The sequence below is a fragment of the Micromonospora sp. CPCC 205558 genome, from assembly GCF_036902955.1.
In the GTDB taxonomy this organism is placed as follows: domain Bacteria; phylum Actinomycetota; class Actinomycetes; order Mycobacteriales; family Micromonosporaceae; genus Micromonospora.
Window position 1 is genome coordinate 38,881 of record NZ_JBAKHR010000031.1, and the last position, 18,555, is coordinate 57,435.

An 18,555-nucleotide genomic window follows, 5' to 3' on the forward strand; every position below is an offset into this window, starting at 1 on the left:
CACCTACCGCAGCCCGGGCAGGTCGAGCACGCTGCCGTGCTCGGTCAGCGCCACGGCCAGCTCCGGGTAGCGGTAGTCCTGCACGGGCTGGCCGGTCCGGATGGACTGGGCGGCGAGTTCCCCGCACGCCTCGCCGAGCATCCCGTAGTTCGGCTCCATCCGGGGCGAGGAGTAGCCGACGTGGCTGGCTGAGAAGCACAGCGGTACCGCGATGTTCTCGATCCCGCCCGCGGCGGGGAAGAGACACTCGGCGGGGATCTGGTAGAGGTCGACGGGCGGGTTGCTCTCGGTGCCGCTGAGCGTGCCCTCACCGACGATCGTGTCGTCGCCCTCGGCGTAGTACTGCACGATGTGGCAGTCCATGCCGTACTTCCAGCAGCAGACCGGTGTGGCGGTGGTGTTGTTGGGCTTGAGCAGGTCGTGTTGGGTGAGCACCTTCGCGCCGACCATACGGCGGCCCTCGCGGATGTAGAGCGCGTGCGGGAACCCCGGTCCGTGCGGACTGTCCAGGAACTCGTCGGTGGGCAGGCCGAAGGTCTGGGCGTCGGCGCGGAAGCTCGGCGGCAGCGACGGGTCGTTGGCGAGCCAGTAGAGCATGCCCTGGTGCCAGCGGGCCTGCTCGGCGATGACCTCCTCGCGACGACTCCAGCTTCCGTCCGGGTAGGCCCAGGAGGCACCGGGCAGGTCGAAGCCGATGAAGAGGGCCTGGTTGGTCTGGTATTTGCCGTTGGGTAGCAGTGCGGTGTGGGTGACGATCGACGAGAGCCCCGCGACGCCCCGCTGCTCGATGAGTTGGCGCAGGTAGAGGTACCGCTTCGGGTCGTAGTCAGCCGGCTTGGGGAAGGGCAGCCGCTCGGCCTCGCGGGTGAGCACCCCACGGAAGTTGTACGCCTGCACCTTGTCGTCGCCCTCGCCGGCCGCCATGCGGGGTGCCGAGCCGACCGGGTAGAGGGTGTTGGGCCGGAACGGCCCTCGCCGGTACGCCTGCACCGGCTGAAAGCCGGCGTACGGCTCGTCGTACTGGCTCGCGGGTTCCCGACCGACCGTGTAGGGCACCCCGGCGGCGGCCATGAGGTCGCCCTCGTAGGAGGCGTCGATGAAGAACCGGGCGCGGTGCCAGCCGTCAGCGGTGCGGATCGCGGTGATGCGCCGACCGGTGACCTCGACGTCGGCGGGCCCGTGGATGCGGTGCCGCAGGAGGACGGTGGCCTGCGCCTCGGCGAGCAGCCGGTTGGCGACGCGCTCGGCGACCCTGGGCTCGAACAGGTACTGCGCGCCGTTGAGCTGGAACGGGGCGCTGTCGGGGCCGTACTCCGCGGCGATTCCGCCGAAGAACCGGCTTCGGGTCAGCCCGGCGTGGGCCTCGTCGACGTTGGGCCCGTCGGACTTGACCAGGCCACCGGCCACGATGCCGCCGACGTGGCCGGTCGGCTCCAGGATGAGGCTGCGCAGTCCCCTCAGTCGCAGCCGCACCGCGGCCATGATGCCGGCGAGGGTGGCGCCGTAGATGACCACGTCGTACCGGTCGTTGCGATCGGCTGGAATGCTCTCCGCACCGGCGTGCTGTACGTCCATCGGTCGTTCCTCCTGCGGTCAGGCCGGGCGGGCGATCTGCGGGCGGGGGGTGCGCGGCAGCGGCGGGGCCAGCAGCGGGGTGGCGCCCTTGGCGGCCTGGGACGGTCGGGTGCGCCGGATCTCGTCCGGCCAGGCCAGGGGGATGCCGAGCGTCCCGCCGAGCAACCCCTGGAAGTCGGTGGTCAGGGCTGCGGAGTCGGCCACGGCCGCGGGTTCGTGCCCACCACTGAGGCAGTACGCGGCCAGCGCGCCGACCGCCTCACCGATGCTCCACTCCACCGGGTGCAGCCGGTAGCAGCCGTTGGTGATGTGGGTGGTGCCGATGTTCTTGTTGGCCGGCAGCAGGTTGCGTACCCGGATCGGGATCAGCGCGCCGAGCGGGATCTGGAAGGGGTAGCACTCGAGGTTGACGTAGTTGATGCCGGCGGTGCTCGGGTGCAGGTCGATGTTGTAGTGCCCGACGCCGACCGCGTCGGAGAACACCTGCGACCCGGCGCCCTCCGGCCGGTCGGTGACCGCCACATGGTGCTCCAACACGGTGAACTGGGCCCGGATACGCCGTGACTCGCGGACGTAGAAGCTCTTGGCGAGGCCGTCGTCGGTGTCGGTCAGGTCGGGGCGCAGCCGCAGGCCGGGGTAGCCGTGGCCACCGTCGGGGCGCGGGGCCTCGGTCTGCATCCAGTGCAGGTACGACAGGGAGAGCTCCCGGCAGCGCTGCAGGGAGCGCTGCCGCGCCACCTCGTCGATGTCGGCGCCGACGAGTGGGGCTTCCCAGTAGTCGATGTTGGGCCAGTTGACCAGGGTGATGTCGGTGTCCACCAGGTCGGGTTGGAACTGGGTGCGGGCGCGGATGCGCCGGAAGTGCCAGAGGTCGGGCAGTCGCACCGCGTCCATGTCGCCCTCGAAGATGCGGTTCACCTTGCCCGCCATGGTGTGGATGTCGATCTTTTCCCAGGAGAGTTGGGGGCCGGGCCAGAACGGGTCCACGTGGTTCTTCCAGTGGTCGTACGACGCGGGCCGATCCACCACGTGCTCTTCACCGGGCCGATACTCCAGCGGAAAGCACCAGGTGATGGCCTGTTGGTCGGTCGGGTCGGCGACCGGGGCGGCGTACCGTTCGCCGGTCTCGTCCTGGGACTCGGCTCCGACGACGTGTTCGACGCCGGCCAGTTCCAGCAGGTCACCGAGTTCCGTGGCGTCGGCGACCAGCGCGGCCGTGACGGTGAGCCGGTGCCCGGTGCACCGGTTCTCCAGGGTCACCGCGGTGATCCGGTCACCGTCGGTGGCCGCCGCCACCGGGACGTGGTGGTACAGCACCGTGATCCGGCCGGCGGAGACGTAGCGCATCAGCATCTCGTCGATGACCGCGACGCCGACGCGGGGCTCGTGGCAGAGCCTGCTCACATTGCCCAGCCCGGGGTTCAGGGTGGGGTCGGCGGCTGCGGTGTCCCGCAGTGGATAGTTGCGTCGGTAGTAGTCGCGGATCCGGCCGCGAAGCTCGCGGTAGCCGGGCGAGATGTGCCCGGTCTCGATCCAGGGGTGCTCGTCGGAGGGCACGGCCTGGGCGGTGAGCTGCCCGCCCAGCCAGTTCGTCTCCTCGGTGAGGATGACCTGCCGTCCGAGGCGTGCGGCGGTCAGCGCGGCGGCGACACCGCCGAGTCCCCCGCCGACCACCAGGAGGTCGGTTACCCGCTCCGCTCCCCCGGTCATTGTCGCGTCCCCCGCTCGACCCCGGCCGCGGCGCGGCCCCTCCGGCGGTCGGCCCAGCAGGACGAAATCCTCTGCACGCTCATCGCCACCCATCACTCCATGGATTGCTAATGTATTTGCGGATGTTGCTCGTTTCTGGATTGCGGCTACGTTACATCTGTTCGTCAGATGGATGTCAAGACAACTGTTACGGCAATCTTTCGTGCGGTGTCCGGAGTGGATTGAATTAGCAATTATCAGCACCTGTACAGCGGTAGACGCCGATGCTAGAACCAAAAGTCATGACCTCAACGCCCGCGCTCCCCGGCCTGCACCACTGCCCGCCCACCCCGCCCGCAACGGCCGCACCGCAGGTCCGCGAGGCCGACGTCGTCGTCTACGGCGCGACCTCCGGCGGTGTGACAGCAGCGGTGCGGGCGGCCCGCGCCGGGGTGACAGTGGTGCTGCTCGCCCACGGCGACCACGTCGGCGGCATGAGCGCGTCCGGGCTCGGCACCACCGATGTGGGCCGGGCGGCGACCGTGGGGGGCCTGGCCCGACGCTTCTACAACCGGGTCGCCGCCATCTACCACGCGCCGGCCCCACACTGGGACGTCGAGGCACGGGTGGCTGAGGAAATCTTCGACAGCTGGTTGGCCGCCGCCGGGGTACGCGTACACCGGCGACAGCGGCTGAGCGCCGTCCGGTGCGAATCCGGCCGGATCGTCGAGCTGGGCACCGACGACGGAAGCCGATACCGGGCGGCCGTCTACGTCGACGCGTCGTACGAGGGTGACCTGATGGCCGGGGCGGGTGTCAGCTTCACCGTCGGACGTGAGGGCGCCAGCACCTACGGCGAGCCGTTGGCCGGAGTGCAGCACAGCGTGAACCATCAGTTCGAGCGGCCGGTCGACCCGTACGTCGTTCCCGGTCAACCGGCCAGTGGCCTGCTACCCGGCATCGCACCGGACCCGTACGGCGCCGTCGGTGACGGTGACCGGCGGGTGCAGGCGTACAACTTCCGGCTGCACGTGACGACGTCACCCCGTCGAATACCGTTCCCCCGCCCCGACGGCTACGACCCCAGCCGCTACGAGTTGCTGCGCCGCTACATCGAGGCCGGTGTCTTCGAGCTGTACGGGCGTACCACACGGGTACGCGGCGACGTGTTCGACATGAACAACCACGGCGCCTTCTCCTCGGACCACATCGGTGCCAACTACGAGTGGCCGGAGGCGGACCACGCCCGCCGCGAGGAGATCTTCCAGGACCACGTGCGCTACCAGGCCGGGCTGCTGCATTTCCTGGCCAACGACCCCCGGCTGCCGGCCGCCGTGCGAGACGCCACCCGCGAATACGGTCTCGCGCCGGCCGAGTTCACCGATACCGCGCACTGGCCGCACCAGCTCTACATCCGCGAGGCTCGCCGGATGGTCTCCGACTACGTCATCACCCAGCACGACGGCAGCGGGCGGGCGCGGGCCGACGACCCGATCGCCCTGGCGTCGTACGTGATGGACTCACACAACACCAGGCGGGTGCTGCTCGACGGAGCCGTCCGCAACGAGGGGAACGTGCAGCACCCGCTCACCGTGCCGCTGGGCATCCCGTACCGGTCGGTGGTCCCCCGCGCGGCCGAGTGCGCGAACCTCCTGGTCGCCTCGGCCATCTCGGCCTCACACGTCGCGTTCGCCTCGGTCCGCATGGAACCGGTCCTGATGATGGTGGGCGAGGCGGTCGGCGCGGCGGCCGCCCGGGCCGCGGCGGACAAGGTCGGGGTGCAGGAGGTCGAGTACGAGTCGCTCCGCAAGGATCTGCTCCGCGCAGGTGCGATCCTGACCTGGCCACCGTCCGTCTAAGGAGGATGACGCGTGACGAAGCAACGCAGCCGCGGCTCACGCCAGGCGGACATCGCCCGCGAGGCGGGGGTGTCCCAGTCCACGGTTTCGATGGTCCTCAGCGGTGCCGGCGACCTCGGCAGGATCTCCGCCGACACCCAGCGCCGGGTGCTCAGCGCCGCCCGCCGCCTGCGTTACACCCCCAGCGGCCCGCAGCGGCCCGCCCCCGGCGGCAGACAGACCCCCCTGCTGCTCGGGGTGCACACCTTCGAGCCGATCTTCCCCACCAGCGCCCGGGACTACTACTTCGAGTTCCTCCAGGGCATCGAGGAGCAGGCGGCGGTCGACGGATGCAACCTGGTGCTGTTCACCGCCGCCCAGGACGAAGCCGGTGTGCGCCGGATCTACCGGGGCGGGGTCAACGGGCTGCGACAGGCCGCAGGCAGCCTGCTCCTCGGTCACCACGCGCACCGCGACGACCTCGCCCGGCTCGCCACCGACGACCACCCGTTCGTCTACATCGGTCACCGCGAGGTGCCCGGTACGGAGATCTGTTACGTGGGCGGCGACTACCGTGCCGCGACCGGCCGGATGGTGGACGACCTCGTCGCCATGGGGCACCGTCGTTTCGGGTACCTGGGCGAGGTCGTCCGTTACGAGCCGCAGGTGGACCGCTGGGAGGGTTTCGCCGCCGCGCTGGAACGGTTCGGGCTGCCGGTACCCGCTCCCGCCTTCGCCGGGCCGGAGAAGTTGACCGCCCAGTGGCTCGACGAGGCACTCGCCGCCGGCACCACCGCCGTGCTGGTCGAGTCGGTCAGCCTGCTGCGGGTCCTCGCGGCGATGATCGCCCTACGGGGTTTGACCGTCCCGCACGACCTCTCCGTCGTCCTGCTGGTCGACGATCCCGGCGGTGACGTCGGGGGTCGGTCCTGGGCGTCGCTGCACACCCCCCGCAACGCGATGGGCCGCCGGGCGGTCCGACTGCTGACCGCCCAACTGACCGACCCCGCCGGCGAGCACGAACGGCAGATCCTGCTCCCCTGTACGCACACCCTCGACGAGACCACGGCCCCACCGCGGCAGGGCCGGACCTGACCGGCGAGCGCCGGGCGAGGAGATCCGTGCCGGTGGACCGGTGCTGCGCTGCGTCAACGACCTGGTCGCTCAGGAAAGTTGCTCTTGACGGCCCGATGGGAGCGCTCCAAGATCGACACAGCGGACCGCGTCGGCGGCGGGACGCCCGGTTGGGGGTGCGGGGTGGGCGGTTGCTGGGCGCATTCGGTCTGACCGAGCTTGAGGAGGAGATCTACCTGGAGTTGGTGCGTGGCCGGTCGGGCAGCGCGAGCGAACTGTCCGAGCGGGTCGCCACCGGTGTCGACGAGGTCGAGCGCGCGCTCGACGCCCTCGCCCGGGCCGGTCTGGTACGCGTGATCGCCGGTCGGGCCGGTGCCGCGCCACCCGACCTGGCGATCGAGTCGCTGGTGAACCAGCGGGTACGCGAGCTTCAGGAGGCGCGGGTCGGCCTGTGGGACTGGCTGCGGCAGCAACGCCCGGCGGACCCCATGGACCAGGACGTCCAGTTGGTCGTCGGCGTTCCCGCGATCATGCAGGCGTTCGACCAGTTCCTGCGCGGGGCGCAGGAGGAGGTGCTCGGCTTCGACCGCCCCCCGTACGCGTCCGTGTTGCACGACAATCCGACCGAGGTCGAGATGCTCGGCCGGGGCGTCGCCTTTCGCGTCGTGTACGACCGGCGCGGGTTGGAACGCCCGGGCGCGGCTGCCCACATCGGCCGGTTCGTCGCCGCCGGTGAACAGGCACGGGTCGCCGCGAACGTGCCCGGCAAGCTTGCCGTCGCCGACCGTCGGGTCGCGCTGATCTCCTTCCCGGCCCGCGCCGAGAGCATCGAACCGTGGGCGCTGGTGGTCCGGGGCACCACCTGGGTGGAGGTGCTGGTGGCGCTGTTCACCGAGGTGTGGGACCGGGCGACGCCGCTGCGGCTCGCCCCGGCCACCGAGGTGGTCGACGACGTCGAGCGGCAGAGCACGCCCACCCTCCTCGACCGGCAGATCCTGTCACTGCTGATGACCGGGTTGCCGGACAAGGCGGTCGCCTCCCAGTTGGGCATCTCGCTGCGGACGGTGCAGCGGCGGTTGCGGCAGTTGATGGACGCGACCGGAAGCGCCACCCGGATGCAGCTCGGCTGGTTCATCGCCCGCCACGACTGGCTCTGAAACCCGGTGGTGGGGGCCTGCCGACACTGGAGGTGTCGGCAGGCCCCGGTGGTCACTTCGTGACCGTCACCGACACGGTGATCGGGGTGGCCGCGCCCTTCGCACCGTTGTTGGTGACCAGCAGCGTGGCGACGTGCGTGCCGGGCGCCAGGCCGGTGGTGTCCACGGTGACGGTCAGCGCGCCCTTCGCCCCCGCCGGCACCTCGCCGGAGGTGGCGGCGGACAGCCACGGCACGTCGCTGTACGCCGGCAGTGAGCCGTCGACGTGGTAGACCTTGGCACCGTACGGCCGGTTGGTGGCGTTACCGAGCACCCACAGGTTGCCCTGCTCGTCCAGGTCGAGCCCGGCGCCGCTGAGCGGGTTCGGGTCGGGGTCCGGCATCGAGGCGAGCGGCTGGCAGGTGGCCGGGTCGAGTGCCCAGATCGACTCCTTGGAGTCCTGGTTGATGCCCCACAACACGTTGTGTTCCTCGTTGAGGGCCAGGCCGGTGATCCACGGGATGGGCGGGGTGCACTCCCCCAGCACCGATCCGGGCTGCGGGTGCGACAGCCCGGCGAGGTGCCGGATGCGGTTGTCGCCGCTGAGGTAGAAGGTGTCGTCCGAGGCGCGGTAGGCCAGCCCGTAGTAGAGCTTGCCGGCCCACGGCCCGGTGATGGTCTCCTTCACCTCCAGGGTGTCCGGGTCGAAGCACACGATCGGCAGGTCCCCGATGAACGACATCTTCGGCGCGCACATCAGGTCCCGGCTCGGCACGTACGCCATGTCCGAGGGCCAGCCGTCGATCGGCAGCACACCCTTGGCCAGTGACCGGCCGTCGGTGCTGAAGCGCTGCATCTGCCCGAACAGGTACGAGTTGGAGACGATCAACTCGCCGTTGCGGTAGCCGACGCCGTAGGCGTTGTAGAGCTCCTTGAGCGGGAACGAGCTCAGTTGCCGGCCGGGGATGCCGCTCGGCGGGGTCGGCGAGTTGATCTCCCGGGCCAGCCAGGTGGCGGGCACGTCACCCCGGTTGGTCAGGTTCACCGTCGCGGTCCGGGTCGCCCCGGCCCGCGCGGTCACCGAGATCGCGTTCTTGTTCGCGAGCAGCAGCGGCGTACGCAGCGCCAGATCGTGCTTGACGACAGTCGACTCGACCACGTCGACGGTGCTCGCCGGCAGGTCGTAGCCCGGTTGCAGAGCGGTCACCGTGACCGGCCCGGCCGGAGCCTCCAGCTGGTAGAAGCCGTCGGCGTCGGTGGTCGCGGTGATCGGTTGCGGGGCGTCCGGCGACTCGACCCGCACGGTCGCGCCGGCCAGCGGCTGACGGTCGTTCGCGTCGCGTACCGTGCCCCGCAGCAGGCCACGACCGGCCACCCGGAAGGTGATCGCGTCGCCCGCGTCGAGCACCTGCTCGTCGCGCGAGTAGGTCAGCGCGTCGCGGCCGGTGGCGTCCTCGATGCCGACCGTCGCCGAGCCGCCGGCCCCCGCCGCGGTGGCGGCGAGCTTGCGGTACTGGATGGTGACGGTGCCGTTCTCGCCGAGGCGCACCTGGACGTCGACCCGGTTCTTCGGCGCGCTCTTGAGCGCGGCCCGGTTCCAGGTGACCACGAACTGTCGGGCCGTGCCGGAGCCGGACACCTTGGTGCGCACCGTCGAGGCGTGGTCCAGGACCAGGTCGTCCCAGAACGCGTAGACGGCCGGCGCCGAGACCGCCGGGGCGGGCAGCGGCCCGTTGTCGCCGACCGAGGTGCTCGCGTCGGCGCCGACGGTCAGGTAACCATCGGTGTGCACGGTGAGCTGACGGTAGGTGCCGCCGTAGAACGTCACCGGGAACGGCAGGTCGACGCCCCGGCTCGCGGTGTCTCCGGTGAGCGCCAGCACGGTGCCGCCGTCGACCCACTCCGCGGTGGTCGTTCCCGCCTGGTAGCCGTGCCGGTCGGTCTTCGCGGCGAGCGCCACGTCCACCGTCTCCGGCCCGTCGACGGTCAGCGCCACCGTCTTCGGTGCCAGCCACCGGCCGTACTCGACCAGCAGGTCGTAGTCGGCCTCGGGCAGCATCCCGGTGTAGTGACCGTCGGCGTCGGTGACGAACGCCGGGAACGTCTCCCCGGCGAGCGCCAGCCGGGCGCCCACGACCGGCTTGCCCGCCGGGTCGGTCACCCGACCCTGGACCGTCTGCCACGCTGCGGGCGCGGACAGGTCCAGCGTCAGATTGGTGGTGCCGCTGGTCGACACGGTGATGGTCTGCCGCACGGTCTGCCGCGCGAAGAACGACGCGGTCAGCGTGTACTCCCCGGCCGGGACCCGACCCAGCTGGACCGTGCCGCGCGCGTCGGTGCGGGCGGTGCGGGTGACCAGCGCGGAGGTCAGGGTGATCTTCGCCCCGGAGAGCACGGTCCCGTTCAGGTTCGCGTGCACCACGACGCCGCCGAGCTGCGCCGTCGAGGCCTGGGTGACCAGGTCGTACGCGTCGATCCGACCCTCGCCGTAGACGTTGTTGTCGGCCGGGGTGCCGCCACACTGCAGGTCGTTGACGTCGTGCGCGGTGCGGTCCAGCAGCTCGCGGGTGGTGGCCAGGTCACGGCGCAGGTTCGGCACGGCCGACCAGGCCAGGGCGACCGCGCCGGCGACGTGCGGAGCGGCCATGGAGGTGCCGTCGCTCATGGCCCAGGAACTGCCCGGCACGGTGGAGAGGATCCCCACGCCAGGAGCGGTGATGTCCGGCCGTACCGAGTCGTCCCGGCCCGGCCCCCGGCTGGAGAAGTCGGCGATCGCACCGGCGGAGTCGGTCGCGCCGACCGCGTACGCGAGGGGGTTGGTGGCCGGGTGGCCCGCCGAGCCGCACGGCTCGGGCATCTCCTTGGCCTCGTTGCCGACCGCGAAGATCGGGAAGATGCCGGCGGCGACCCAGGAGTCGATGATGGTGTCGTAGAAGGCGGGGTCACCGTCGTGGCCGCCCCAGGAGTTGTTGATGATGTCCGGCGCGAGGTCCGGGCGGGGGTTCTCGCCGTTGCGGTCGGTCGGCGCGAGCATCCACTGACCGGCGGCGAGCAGCGCGTCGTTGCTGCAGTAGTTGGCCTCGCACCCCTTGGCCGCGATCCAGCTGGCACCGGGAGCCACGCCCGTGACATGCCCGTCGCCGTCGTCGCCGACCATCGTGCCGACCGTGTGGGTGCCGTGCCCCTGGTTGTCGCAGGGCGTCGACGGCAGGCAGATCCCGGTCGGGTCGTACCAGTTGTAGTCGTGCGTGAAGGTGCCGTCACCGTCGTTGCCACGGTACTGGCGGACCAGGGCCGGGTGGTCGTACTGGACACCGGAGTCGACGCTGCCGACGACGATGCCCTCGCCGCGGGTGCCGTACTCGCGCCAGACCTTGTCGGCGCCGAGCGACGTGAGGTTCCACGGCAGTTGCGGGTTGTCGGCGGAGGCGCCGGCGGTGCGGACCGGTTCCGCGAGCTTGGTCCCACCGATCGCGGTGATCCGCGCGACGTCCGTCCGGCCGGCCAGTTCGGTGACCAGCTTCAGGTCGCCGGTGACCTCGATGACGTTCGCGATCCAGTACGGGGTGAAGTCGGCGTGCCGGTCGCGCAGCAGGGTGCGCAGGCCGCGCTGGGTGTTCTCGGCGTGCGCCACCTTGGTCTCGTAGACCCGGGTGGTGCGGGCGACCCGCCCGGCTCGGCCGCCGGCGGCCCGCTCGACCCGGTCCAGGTCGCTCTGGTCCAGCTTGGCTTCGCCGGTCAGCTCGACGAAGAAGCTGGCGTTGGTGCCGACACGGGCCGAGCCGAGCACACGCGGGTCCACCTTGCGCAGCGGGTCGGCGGCGCCGTTGCTGGGCGCGGGCGCGGCCACGGCGGCGCCGGTCGGCAGCGCGAGCACGATGGCCAGCGCCGCACCGACGGCGCCCATGGCTCGACGTGTCCGCTGTCTGGGTCTGAGCATGAAGAACGTCCTCCCTCTGGCGGCCGCCAGGGGAAGGCCGACCCGCCGTCGCCGATTCTCAGGCGACGGGGTCCGGGTTGAACACCAAGATCACTGGCGGAGCACGGACATGGCAGATCTCCGCCATACCGGGTTGGCCTGAACGACACCGGCACGTCAGCCGGAACGGTCAGGCCCGCATTCGCGCGGACGCCATGATGACGAGCCCCAGTGGCACGATCAGCAGGGCCGGGGCGACGACCGGCAGGTGCAGGGCGACCAGCGCGCCGACCCCCGCGCCGACCATGAGGGCCAGCAGCACCTGGGCCTTGGGGCGCAGGTCGGCCCATGGGCTGCGCGCGGCGACGCCGGCGATCAGGCTGGTGAGTGTGCCGGTCAGGTACGTGGAGGACAGGCCGGGCACGCCGAAGCGTTGGATCGCGCTGCTCTGCACCCCCAGCGCGACCGCGGACAGCATCAGCAGCGCCAGGTGGACGCGGGCGTCGGGGGTGCGCAGCGTGACCTCCCAGACGACGGCGAAGACCACGAACACCGACAGCTCCAGGACCAGCGCCCAGGTGACCCGCCGGGGCCAGACCGGGTCGTGTGGCTGTGCCGAGCCGACGACGCGGGCCCCCGCGAGGACACCGACGATGAAGCTGACGATGGCGCAGCCCGACGTCAGGGCCAGGTCGGCCTCGCCTCGGCCGGTCGAGAGCCCGAGCAGGACCATGTTGCCGGTCATCACGCTGGCGAAGGCGCCGCCGAGGGAGAGGAACCCGAGAGCGTCGGCGCTCCCGGTCAGGAAGGTCAGCACGACGACGAGCGTGTGCCGTCGCCGCAGCAGGCGCGGTTCCTGCTGAGCTGCGAGGTCGGGCTGGATCACGCGGGGCGCTGTGCTCGACACTGTCGGCCACCTTCCAATAATTGTTCTTCGTATACACTTTGCCCGAACACGTTCACGGAGAGGCGACCAGGTGGCTGAAGATCTGCGGGACAAGCTCGGCGCGCAACACCTGCCGCTACGCGATCAGGTCCTCGCCGCGCTGCGGACCGCCATCATCGACGGCGACTACCTGCCCGGGGAACGGCTCACCGAGGATCGGCTCGCCGAGGACTTCGGCGTCTCCCGCAACCCCGTCCGGGAGGCGCTGCGGGTCGCCGAGGCGGAGGGGTTCGTCGTGATCCTCCCCCGGCGGGGCGCGGTCGTCGCCTCACCGAGCAGCGGGACCATCGCCGACATGTTCGCCGTGCGCGAGCGGCTGGAGGCGCTGGCCGCCCGGCTGGCCGCCGAGCGGGCCACCGCGGCCGACGTGGCGTCCCTGCGGGCACTGCTCGACCAGGGCCGCGAGGCGACGCAGCGGAAGGACCTGGCCCGGGTCGCCGAGCTGAACAGCACCCTGCACCTGCGCATCCTCCAGATCAGCGGAAACCCCTGGCTGTCGTCGATCGCCAAGTCGCTCTACCTCCATGTCCAGTGGATCTTCCGGCTCGGAGCGGCCGAACGCGCGCCCCACTCGTGGGCCGAGCACATCCAACTCGTCGACGCCATCGAGTCAGGCGACGGTGACCGCGCCGAACGGGCCGCACTCGACCACCTCGACGCGGCATCCGCCGCGGCGTACGAGAACGCCGAAGGCGGCTACGCCGCCCGCTGACGGCCGCCCCGCTACCGGCCGCACGCGTAGCCCTGCATCCCCCGAGGGTTCGCGCCGGCGGCCAGCACGCCCGTGGCCGGGTCGCGGGTCACCGCGCAGAGCCGACCGAGGCTCCACCCGTCGACGACCCGCACCTCGTGCCCGTACGCCCGCAGGGCCGCCAGCACGCTGTCGTCGTACCGGTCCTCCACCACCAGGACACCGGGCTCGATGTCGCGGGGATAGAACGACCCCGGCAGGCTGAGCGTGTGCCAGGCCGGCGCGTCGATCGCCTCCTGGAGGCTCTGACCACCGACGAGATGCCGCAGCAGGAACGGCAACTGCCACTGGTCCTGCTGGTCGCCGCCAGGGGTGCCGCACGCCAGCACCGGCTCCCCGTCGCGGTGCACCATCGTCGGGCTCAACGTCGTACGCGGGCGACGCCCCGGTGCCAGCGACGAGGCGAGCCCCTCCTCCAGCCAGAACATCTGCAACCTGCTGCCCAGCGGGAAGCCGAGCTCGGGAATGGTGGGGGAACTCTGCAACCAGCCACCACTGGGCGTAGCGGAGATCATGTTGCCCCAGCGGTCGACCACGTCCACGTGACAGGTGTCGCCCCGGGTCACCCCGTCCGACTGCACGGTCGGCTCCCCCGTCGCGGCATCCGTCGGCCCGGCGCGGCGCACGACACCGGGTCCAACGTGGGCCGGCAGGCGCGGCTGCGCCCCGTCCGGACGCCCCGGCCGCAACTCCGCCGACGCGCGATCGCCGATCAGGGCGGCCCGCTCCCGCGCGTACTGCGGGGAGAGCAGTGCCTTGGCGGGCACGTCGACGCCGTCACCGTCGCCGTACCAGGCCTCCCGGTCGGCGAAGGCGAGCTTGAGCGCCTCGACCTGGGCGTGCACGCCCGCCGCGGTCCCCGGGTCGTACGCGCCCGGGTCGTCGAGCGCGTCCAGGGTGGCAAGTGACTCCAGCAGCACCGGGCCCTGACCCCAGAACCCGGTCTTCGCCACCGAGTAGCCGTGCCAGTCGAGGGTGGCGGGCGTCTCCCAGCTCGCCGAGTACGCGGCCAGGTCGTCGCCGGTGACCAGCCCGGCGTGGGGGCGTCCGCTGGAGTCCTGGAACGGTCGCCGGCTGAACGCGTCGATCGCCTCGGCGACGAAACCCGTGCTCCAGGCCCGACGCGCGGCCTCGATCTGGGCCTCCCGGTCGCCGCCGGCCGCCTGCGCCGCCTCGACGAGCCGGCGCAGGGTGTCCGCGTACGCCGGGTTGGTGACCATCTCCCCGGCGGCCGGTGGTCGGCCGCCGCGCAGCCAGAGCGCGGCGGACGTGGGCCAGTGTTCCTCGAACAACGACCGGACGGCCGCCACGGTGTCACCGACCCGGGCCACCAGCGGGTGCCCGGCGCTCGCGTAGCCGATCGCCGGCTCCAGCACCTCGGCGAGGGGGAGCGTGCCGTGCTCGCGCAGCAGCAGGAGCCAGGCGTCCACGGCACCCGGTACGGCCGCCGCGAGCGGCCCGGCCCCCGGGATGAGGTCCATCCCGAGCGACCGGAAGTGCGCGATGGTGGCGCCGGCCGGTGCCGGCCCCTGCCCGCACAGCACCTTCGGCCGGGGGTCCTGTGCGGTGGCCACGATGGCCGGCACCTCGCCGCCCGGCCCGTTCAGGTGCGGCTCGACGACGTGCAGGACGAACCCGGCGGTGACCGCCGCGTCGAAGGCGTTGCCCCCGCGTTCCAGGATGCCCATCGCCGCCTGGCTGGCGAGCCAGTGGGTCGAGGACACCATGCCGAAGGTGCCCTGCAACGTGGGTCGGGTGGTGAACGTCATGACAACACCTCACTGGGATCTGTGGTGCGAACGTCGGGACCGGTGCCGTCCGGCTGGACCAGGTGGCACGCGGCCATGCCGTCACCGATGGCGGTCTGCGCCGGCACCTCGATCGCGCACCTGTCGAAGGCGAGCGGGCACCGGGTCCGGAACCGGCAGCCGGACGGCGGGTCGAGCGCGGACGGCAGGTCGTCGCCGAGCAGCACCGGCTGACGGTGCCGCTGACGTACCGGATCGGCCACCGGCGCGGCGGACAGCAAGGCCTGCGTGTACGGGTGGGCGGGCCGGGCGAAGATCCGCTCGCGGCTGCCCGTCTCGACCAGTTGCCCCAGGTACATGACCGCGATGTCGTCGGCCAGGTACTCGACCGCGGAGAGGTCGTGGGTGATGAAGAGGCAGGCGAACCCGATGTCGCGTTGCAGGTCGGCGAGGAGGTTGAGCACCGACGCCTGCACGGACACGTCGAGCGCGCTGGTGGGTTCGTCCGCGATGAGCAGCATCGGCTCGGAGATCAGTGCCCGCGCGATGCTGACCCGCTGGCGTTGCCCGCCGGACAGCTCGTGGGGATAGCGACGGGCCACCTCGGCGCGCAGGCCCACCCGTTCCAGTTGGGGAGCGACCCGGGCGTCCCGGTCGCGCCGGGAGAGCCGCTTGCCGGCCAGCCGCAGTGGCTCGGCCACGATCTCGCCGACCAGCATGCGCGGGTCCAGCGACGCGGCCGGGTCCTGGAAGACGATCGACACCGCACCGCGATGGGGACGCAGCTGCCGTCGGGACAGGTGGGTGACGTCCGTGCCAGCGATCCGGACCGTCCCCGCTGTCGGTTCGACGAGGCGCACCACGCAGCGGCCCACTGTCGACTTTCCGGAACCGCTCTCCCCCACCAGGGCGGTGACCCGGCCGCGCGGGATGGTCAGCGACACCCCGTCCACGGCGCGCACCGGGCCGAAGTGCATCACCAGGTCCGCGATCTGAAGGGCGTTCGGCTGCGGCGTCATCGGTTCGCCTCCTGAGCTGCCGTTGGTGGCGTCGGTGCCGTTGCGCAGGGGTGCCAACAAGCCGCGACGTGGTCGGTGCCACCGATGCCCTCCAGCGGCGGGGCTGCCGTCCGGCACCGCTGGTCGGCGGCCGGGCACCGATCCGCGAAGGTGCAGGCATCCGGTTGGCTCGCCAGGACGGGCACCAGCCCGGGGATCTCGGTCAACCGATCCGTGCCGGCGTGCCGGCCCGGTTGCGGTGACGCCGACAGAAGGCCCGCCGTGTACCGGTGTCGTGGGTGGGCGAACAGGTCGTCCACCGGCGCCCGTTCCACCACCCGGCCCGCGTACATGACGACGACGCGGTCCGCGATGTCGGCGATCACGCCGAGGTCGTGGGTGATGATGAGGACGCTCGTGCCGAGCTGGTCGCGCAGGTCCCGCAGCACCTGGAGGATGCCGGCCTGAACGGTGACGTCCAGCGCGGTGGTCGGCTCGTCGGCCACCAGCACCTTCGGGCCGCAGGCCACCGCCATCGCGATCATCACGCGCTGGCGCATGCCGCCGGAGAGCTGGTGCGGGTAGCTGTCGACCCGCTGGGCGGCGGACGGGATCCCGACGAGCGTCAACAGCTCGACGGCGCGCGCCCGCGCCGCCCGTCGGGACATCCGCTCGTGGACCTGGAGCACCTCGCCGATCTGCCGCCCGACGGTGAGCACCGGGTTCAACGAGGTCATCGGCTCCTGGAAGATGTAGGCGATCTCCCGGCCCCGGACCCGACGAAGCGCCGATTCGCGGGCCCCGACCAGCTGTGTGCCGTCCAGTCGCACCGAACCGGTGACCCGGGCGCTGCCCGGTAGCAGCCCGGCGATGCTCATCGCGGTGACGCTCTTGCCGCACCCCGACTCGCCCACCATCCCGACGATCTCCCCGGGTGCGAGGTCCAGGCTGACACCGTCGACCGCCGAGACGGTGCCGGTCTCGGTGGGGAACGACACCGACAGGTCGCGGATCTCCAGCACGGGCGCGGAGGCCGTGGTCATCGCCGGTCTCCCTTCGGGTCGAGGGCGTCGCGCAGGGCGTCACCGAAGACGTTGAACGCCAGCGCCAGACCCATGATCACAACGCCGGGAAGGACGGCCGCCCACGGTGCGCGGGCGGCGAACTGCTGGGCGGTGGCGAGCATGGTGCCGAGGCTGGGCGCCGGGGGCTGGATGCCGAGGCCGAGGAAGGAGAGCACCGCCTCGCCGAGGATCGCCGCCGGGATGGCGACCGTGGCCTGCACCAGGATCACCGATGTGGCGTTCGGCAGGACGTGTCGGGCCAGCACCCACAGGTCGCTCGCCCCGTCGACGACGGCCGCCGCGACGAAGTCGAGCGACTTGAGGCGCAGGGTGTCCGAGCGGACCACCCGGATCACCCCGGGGATCTGGGCGATGCCGATGGCCACCGCGGCGTTGCCGAGGCTGGCGCCCCGGATGGCCGCCAACCCCACCGCCATGATCAGAAACGGAAACGCCAGCAGCAGGTCGGTGAAGCGCGAGATCACCGCGTCCCAGGCCCGGAAGTAGCCGGCCGCGAGCCCGAGCGGCACCCCGATGACCAGCGACGTGGCCACCGCCAGGAGCCCCACCTGCAACGACGCCCGCGCACCGAGCATGATGCGGGAGAGGACGTCGCGGCCGAGGTCGTCGGTGCCGAGCAGGTGCCCGGCGGTGCCGGGAGGTGCGAAGGTGCGGGCGAAGTCGGTCTGGTCGACCGAGTAGGGCGCGAGCCAGGGTGACAACAGGGCGATGACGCCCGCCAGCGCGAGCACGACGAAACTGGCGACGGCGAGCGGGTTGCGGCGCAGCCGCCGCAGCACCCGGGCACGCCGGGTGACGCTCGCGGTGCCGGTCTCCGCCATCGATACGGTAAGGACGGTCATGCCGGCTCTCCCGTCACCCGGATGCGTGGATCGATGACCGAGTAGAGCAGGTCCACGAGAAGGTTGATCACGATGTAGGCCGCCGCGGTGAGCAGGACGACGGCCTGGATCACCGGGTAGTCCCGTTGGAACACCGCGTCGATGGTCATCTTGCCGAAGCCCGGCAGCCCGAAGATCTGTTCGGTGACGACCGCGCCCGAGATCAGCCCACCGAGTTGGAGACCCACGACGGTCACCACCACGATGAGGCTGTTGCGCAGGGCGTGCCGGGTAATGACGGCGCGCGGTCGTAGGCCCTTTGCCTTCGCCGTCCGCACGTAGTCGGAGGAGAGCGAGTCGAGCATCGCCGACCGGGTCTGCCGCATGATGATGGCGGCGAGGCCGGTGCCGAGGATCACCGCGGGCAGGATGATGTGGTGCAGGTTGTCCACGGGGTCCTCCAGGATCGGCACGAAGCCGGAGGCGGGGAAGAGCCCGGTCGCCACGGACAGGTAGAGGATCGCCAGCAGCCCGAGCCAGAAGTGCGGCACCGACAGGCCGATCAGGGCCAGGCCGTTGGCGAACCACTCCGCCGGACGTCCACGACGGACCGCCGCGAGCACCCCGGCACCGACGCCGAGCGCCGCCGCGATGAGGATCGCCAGGACGGACAGCTCGACCGTCACCGGCAGGGCGGTGGTGAGCATCGACGAGACCGGGGTACCGGTGCGGATCGACACCCCGAAGTCGCCCTGCGCCATCCGCTCCACGTACTGGGCGAACTGCACCGGCAGCGGCTGGTCCAACCCGTAGTGCTGACGGATGGCCGCCAGGGCCTCCGGTGACCGGTCCTCCCCGGCCAGCGCGAGGGCCGGATCGCCGGGGAGCGCCCGTACGCCGACGAAGACCACGATCGTCGACAACAGCAGGGTCAGGGCCGACTGCCAGGCGCGGGTGAACAGATATCGGGCCACG

13 protein-coding genes are annotated in these 18,555 nt (G+C 71.6%); 4 read left to right on the top strand and 9 right to left on the bottom strand.

Annotation, left to right across the window (positions count from 1 at the left end; genetic code table 11):
• Window positions 1-3: 3 nt before the first annotated feature.
• Together V6U86_RS27640 and V6U86_RS27645 are read right to left on the bottom strand one after the other, a co-directional pair.
• Window positions 4-1,575 (bottom strand): FAD-dependent oxidoreductase, encoded by a 1,572-nt coding sequence (locus tag V6U86_RS27640; RefSeq protein ID WP_334508207.1) that lies wholly within the window; start codon window positions 1,573-1,575, stop codon window positions 4-6.
• An 18-nt stretch (window positions 1,576-1,593) separates the two neighbouring features.
• Complete coding sequence (locus V6U86_RS27645; protein ID WP_334508209.1) at window positions 1,594-3,285, bottom strand: FAD-dependent oxidoreductase; 1,692 nt, start codon at window positions 3,283-3,285, stop codon at window positions 1,594-1,596.
• 281 nt (window positions 3,286-3,566) lie between these two features.
• On the opposite strand from V6U86_RS27645, the gene V6U86_RS27650 reads away from it, so the two are divergent.
• The 3 genes from V6U86_RS27650 to V6U86_RS27660 all read left to right on the top strand — a co-directional run bounded on the left by V6U86_RS27650 (window position 3,567) and on the right by V6U86_RS27660 (window position 7,333).
• Entirely contained in the window at window positions 3,567-5,123 is a 1,557-nt protein-coding gene (locus tag V6U86_RS27650) for an FAD-dependent oxidoreductase (protein ID WP_334508211.1), read from the top strand.
• Window positions 5,124-5,135: 12 nt separating this feature from the next.
• Window positions 5,136-6,197, top strand: coding sequence for a LacI family DNA-binding transcriptional regulator (locus tag V6U86_RS27655; protein ID WP_334508213.1), 1,062 nt, complete (start codon window positions 5,136-5,138; stop codon window positions 6,195-6,197).
• Between the two features lie 170 nt (window positions 6,198-6,367).
• The gene (locus tag V6U86_RS27660) at window positions 6,368-7,333 is read left to right on the top strand and encodes a helix-turn-helix domain-containing protein (RefSeq protein ID WP_334508215.1); all 966 of its coding nucleotides are present in this window, start codon (window positions 6,368-6,370) and stop codon (window positions 7,331-7,333) included.
• 52 nt (window positions 7,334-7,385) lie between these two features.
• Here the strand turns inward: V6U86_RS27660 and V6U86_RS27665 are convergent, their stop codons facing one another.
• Together V6U86_RS27665 and V6U86_RS27670 are read right to left on the bottom strand one after the other, a co-directional pair.
• On the bottom strand, window positions 7,386-11,252 hold the full coding sequence (locus V6U86_RS27665) for a S8 family serine peptidase (protein WP_334508217.1): 3,867 nt from the start codon (window positions 11,250-11,252) through the stop codon (window positions 7,386-7,388).
• A gap of 169 nt (window positions 11,253-11,421) precedes the next feature.
• The gene (locus V6U86_RS27670; RefSeq protein WP_334508219.1) at window positions 11,422-12,138 is read right to left on the bottom strand and encodes a YoaK family protein; all 717 of its coding nucleotides are present in this window, start codon (window positions 12,136-12,138) and stop codon (window positions 11,422-11,424) included.
• A gap of 70 nt (window positions 12,139-12,208) precedes the next feature.
• Between V6U86_RS27670 and V6U86_RS27675 the strand changes: the two genes are divergently transcribed.
• On the top strand, window positions 12,209-12,889 hold the full coding sequence (locus V6U86_RS27675; RefSeq protein ID WP_334508221.1) for a GntR family transcriptional regulator: 681 nt from the start codon (window positions 12,209-12,211) through the stop codon (window positions 12,887-12,889).
• A gap of 11 nt (window positions 12,890-12,900) precedes the next feature.
• On the opposite strand, the gene V6U86_RS27680 is transcribed toward V6U86_RS27675, so the two are convergent.
• The 5 genes from V6U86_RS27680 to V6U86_RS27700 are packed head-to-tail and all read right to left on the bottom strand — an operon-like array spanning window position 12,901 to window position 18,554.
• Window positions 12,901-14,697 carry a gamma-glutamyltransferase family protein gene (locus tag V6U86_RS27680; protein WP_334508223.1) on the bottom strand — a complete coding sequence of 599 codons (1,797 nt, stop codon included), beginning with the start codon at window positions 14,695-14,697 and terminating at the stop codon, window positions 12,901-12,903.
• Window positions 14,694-15,695 (bottom strand): ABC transporter ATP-binding protein, encoded by a 1,002-nt coding sequence (locus V6U86_RS27685; RefSeq protein ID WP_334508225.1) that lies wholly within the window; start codon window positions 15,693-15,695, stop codon window positions 14,694-14,696. Before V6U86_RS27685 ends, V6U86_RS27680 begins: the two co-directional genes overlap by 4 nt.
• A complete protein-coding gene (locus V6U86_RS27690) occupies window positions 15,692-16,717 on the bottom strand; it encodes an ABC transporter ATP-binding protein (RefSeq protein WP_334508227.1) in 1,026 nt (341 codons plus the stop codon). Before V6U86_RS27690 ends, V6U86_RS27685 begins: the two co-directional genes overlap by 4 nt.
• Window positions 16,714-17,601: an ABC transporter permease gene (locus V6U86_RS27695; RefSeq protein ID WP_334508229.1), complete on the bottom strand. Its 888-nt coding sequence runs from the start codon at window positions 17,599-17,601 to the stop codon at window positions 16,714-16,716. The genes V6U86_RS27690 and V6U86_RS27695 overlap by 4 nt, the downstream gene beginning before the upstream one ends.
• The gene (locus V6U86_RS27700) at window positions 17,598-18,554 is read right to left on the bottom strand and encodes an ABC transporter permease (protein WP_334508230.1); all 957 of its coding nucleotides are present in this window, start codon (window positions 18,552-18,554) and stop codon (window positions 17,598-17,600) included. The genes V6U86_RS27695 and V6U86_RS27700 overlap by 4 nt, the downstream gene beginning before the upstream one ends.
• Window position 18,555: the final 1 nt, after the last annotated feature.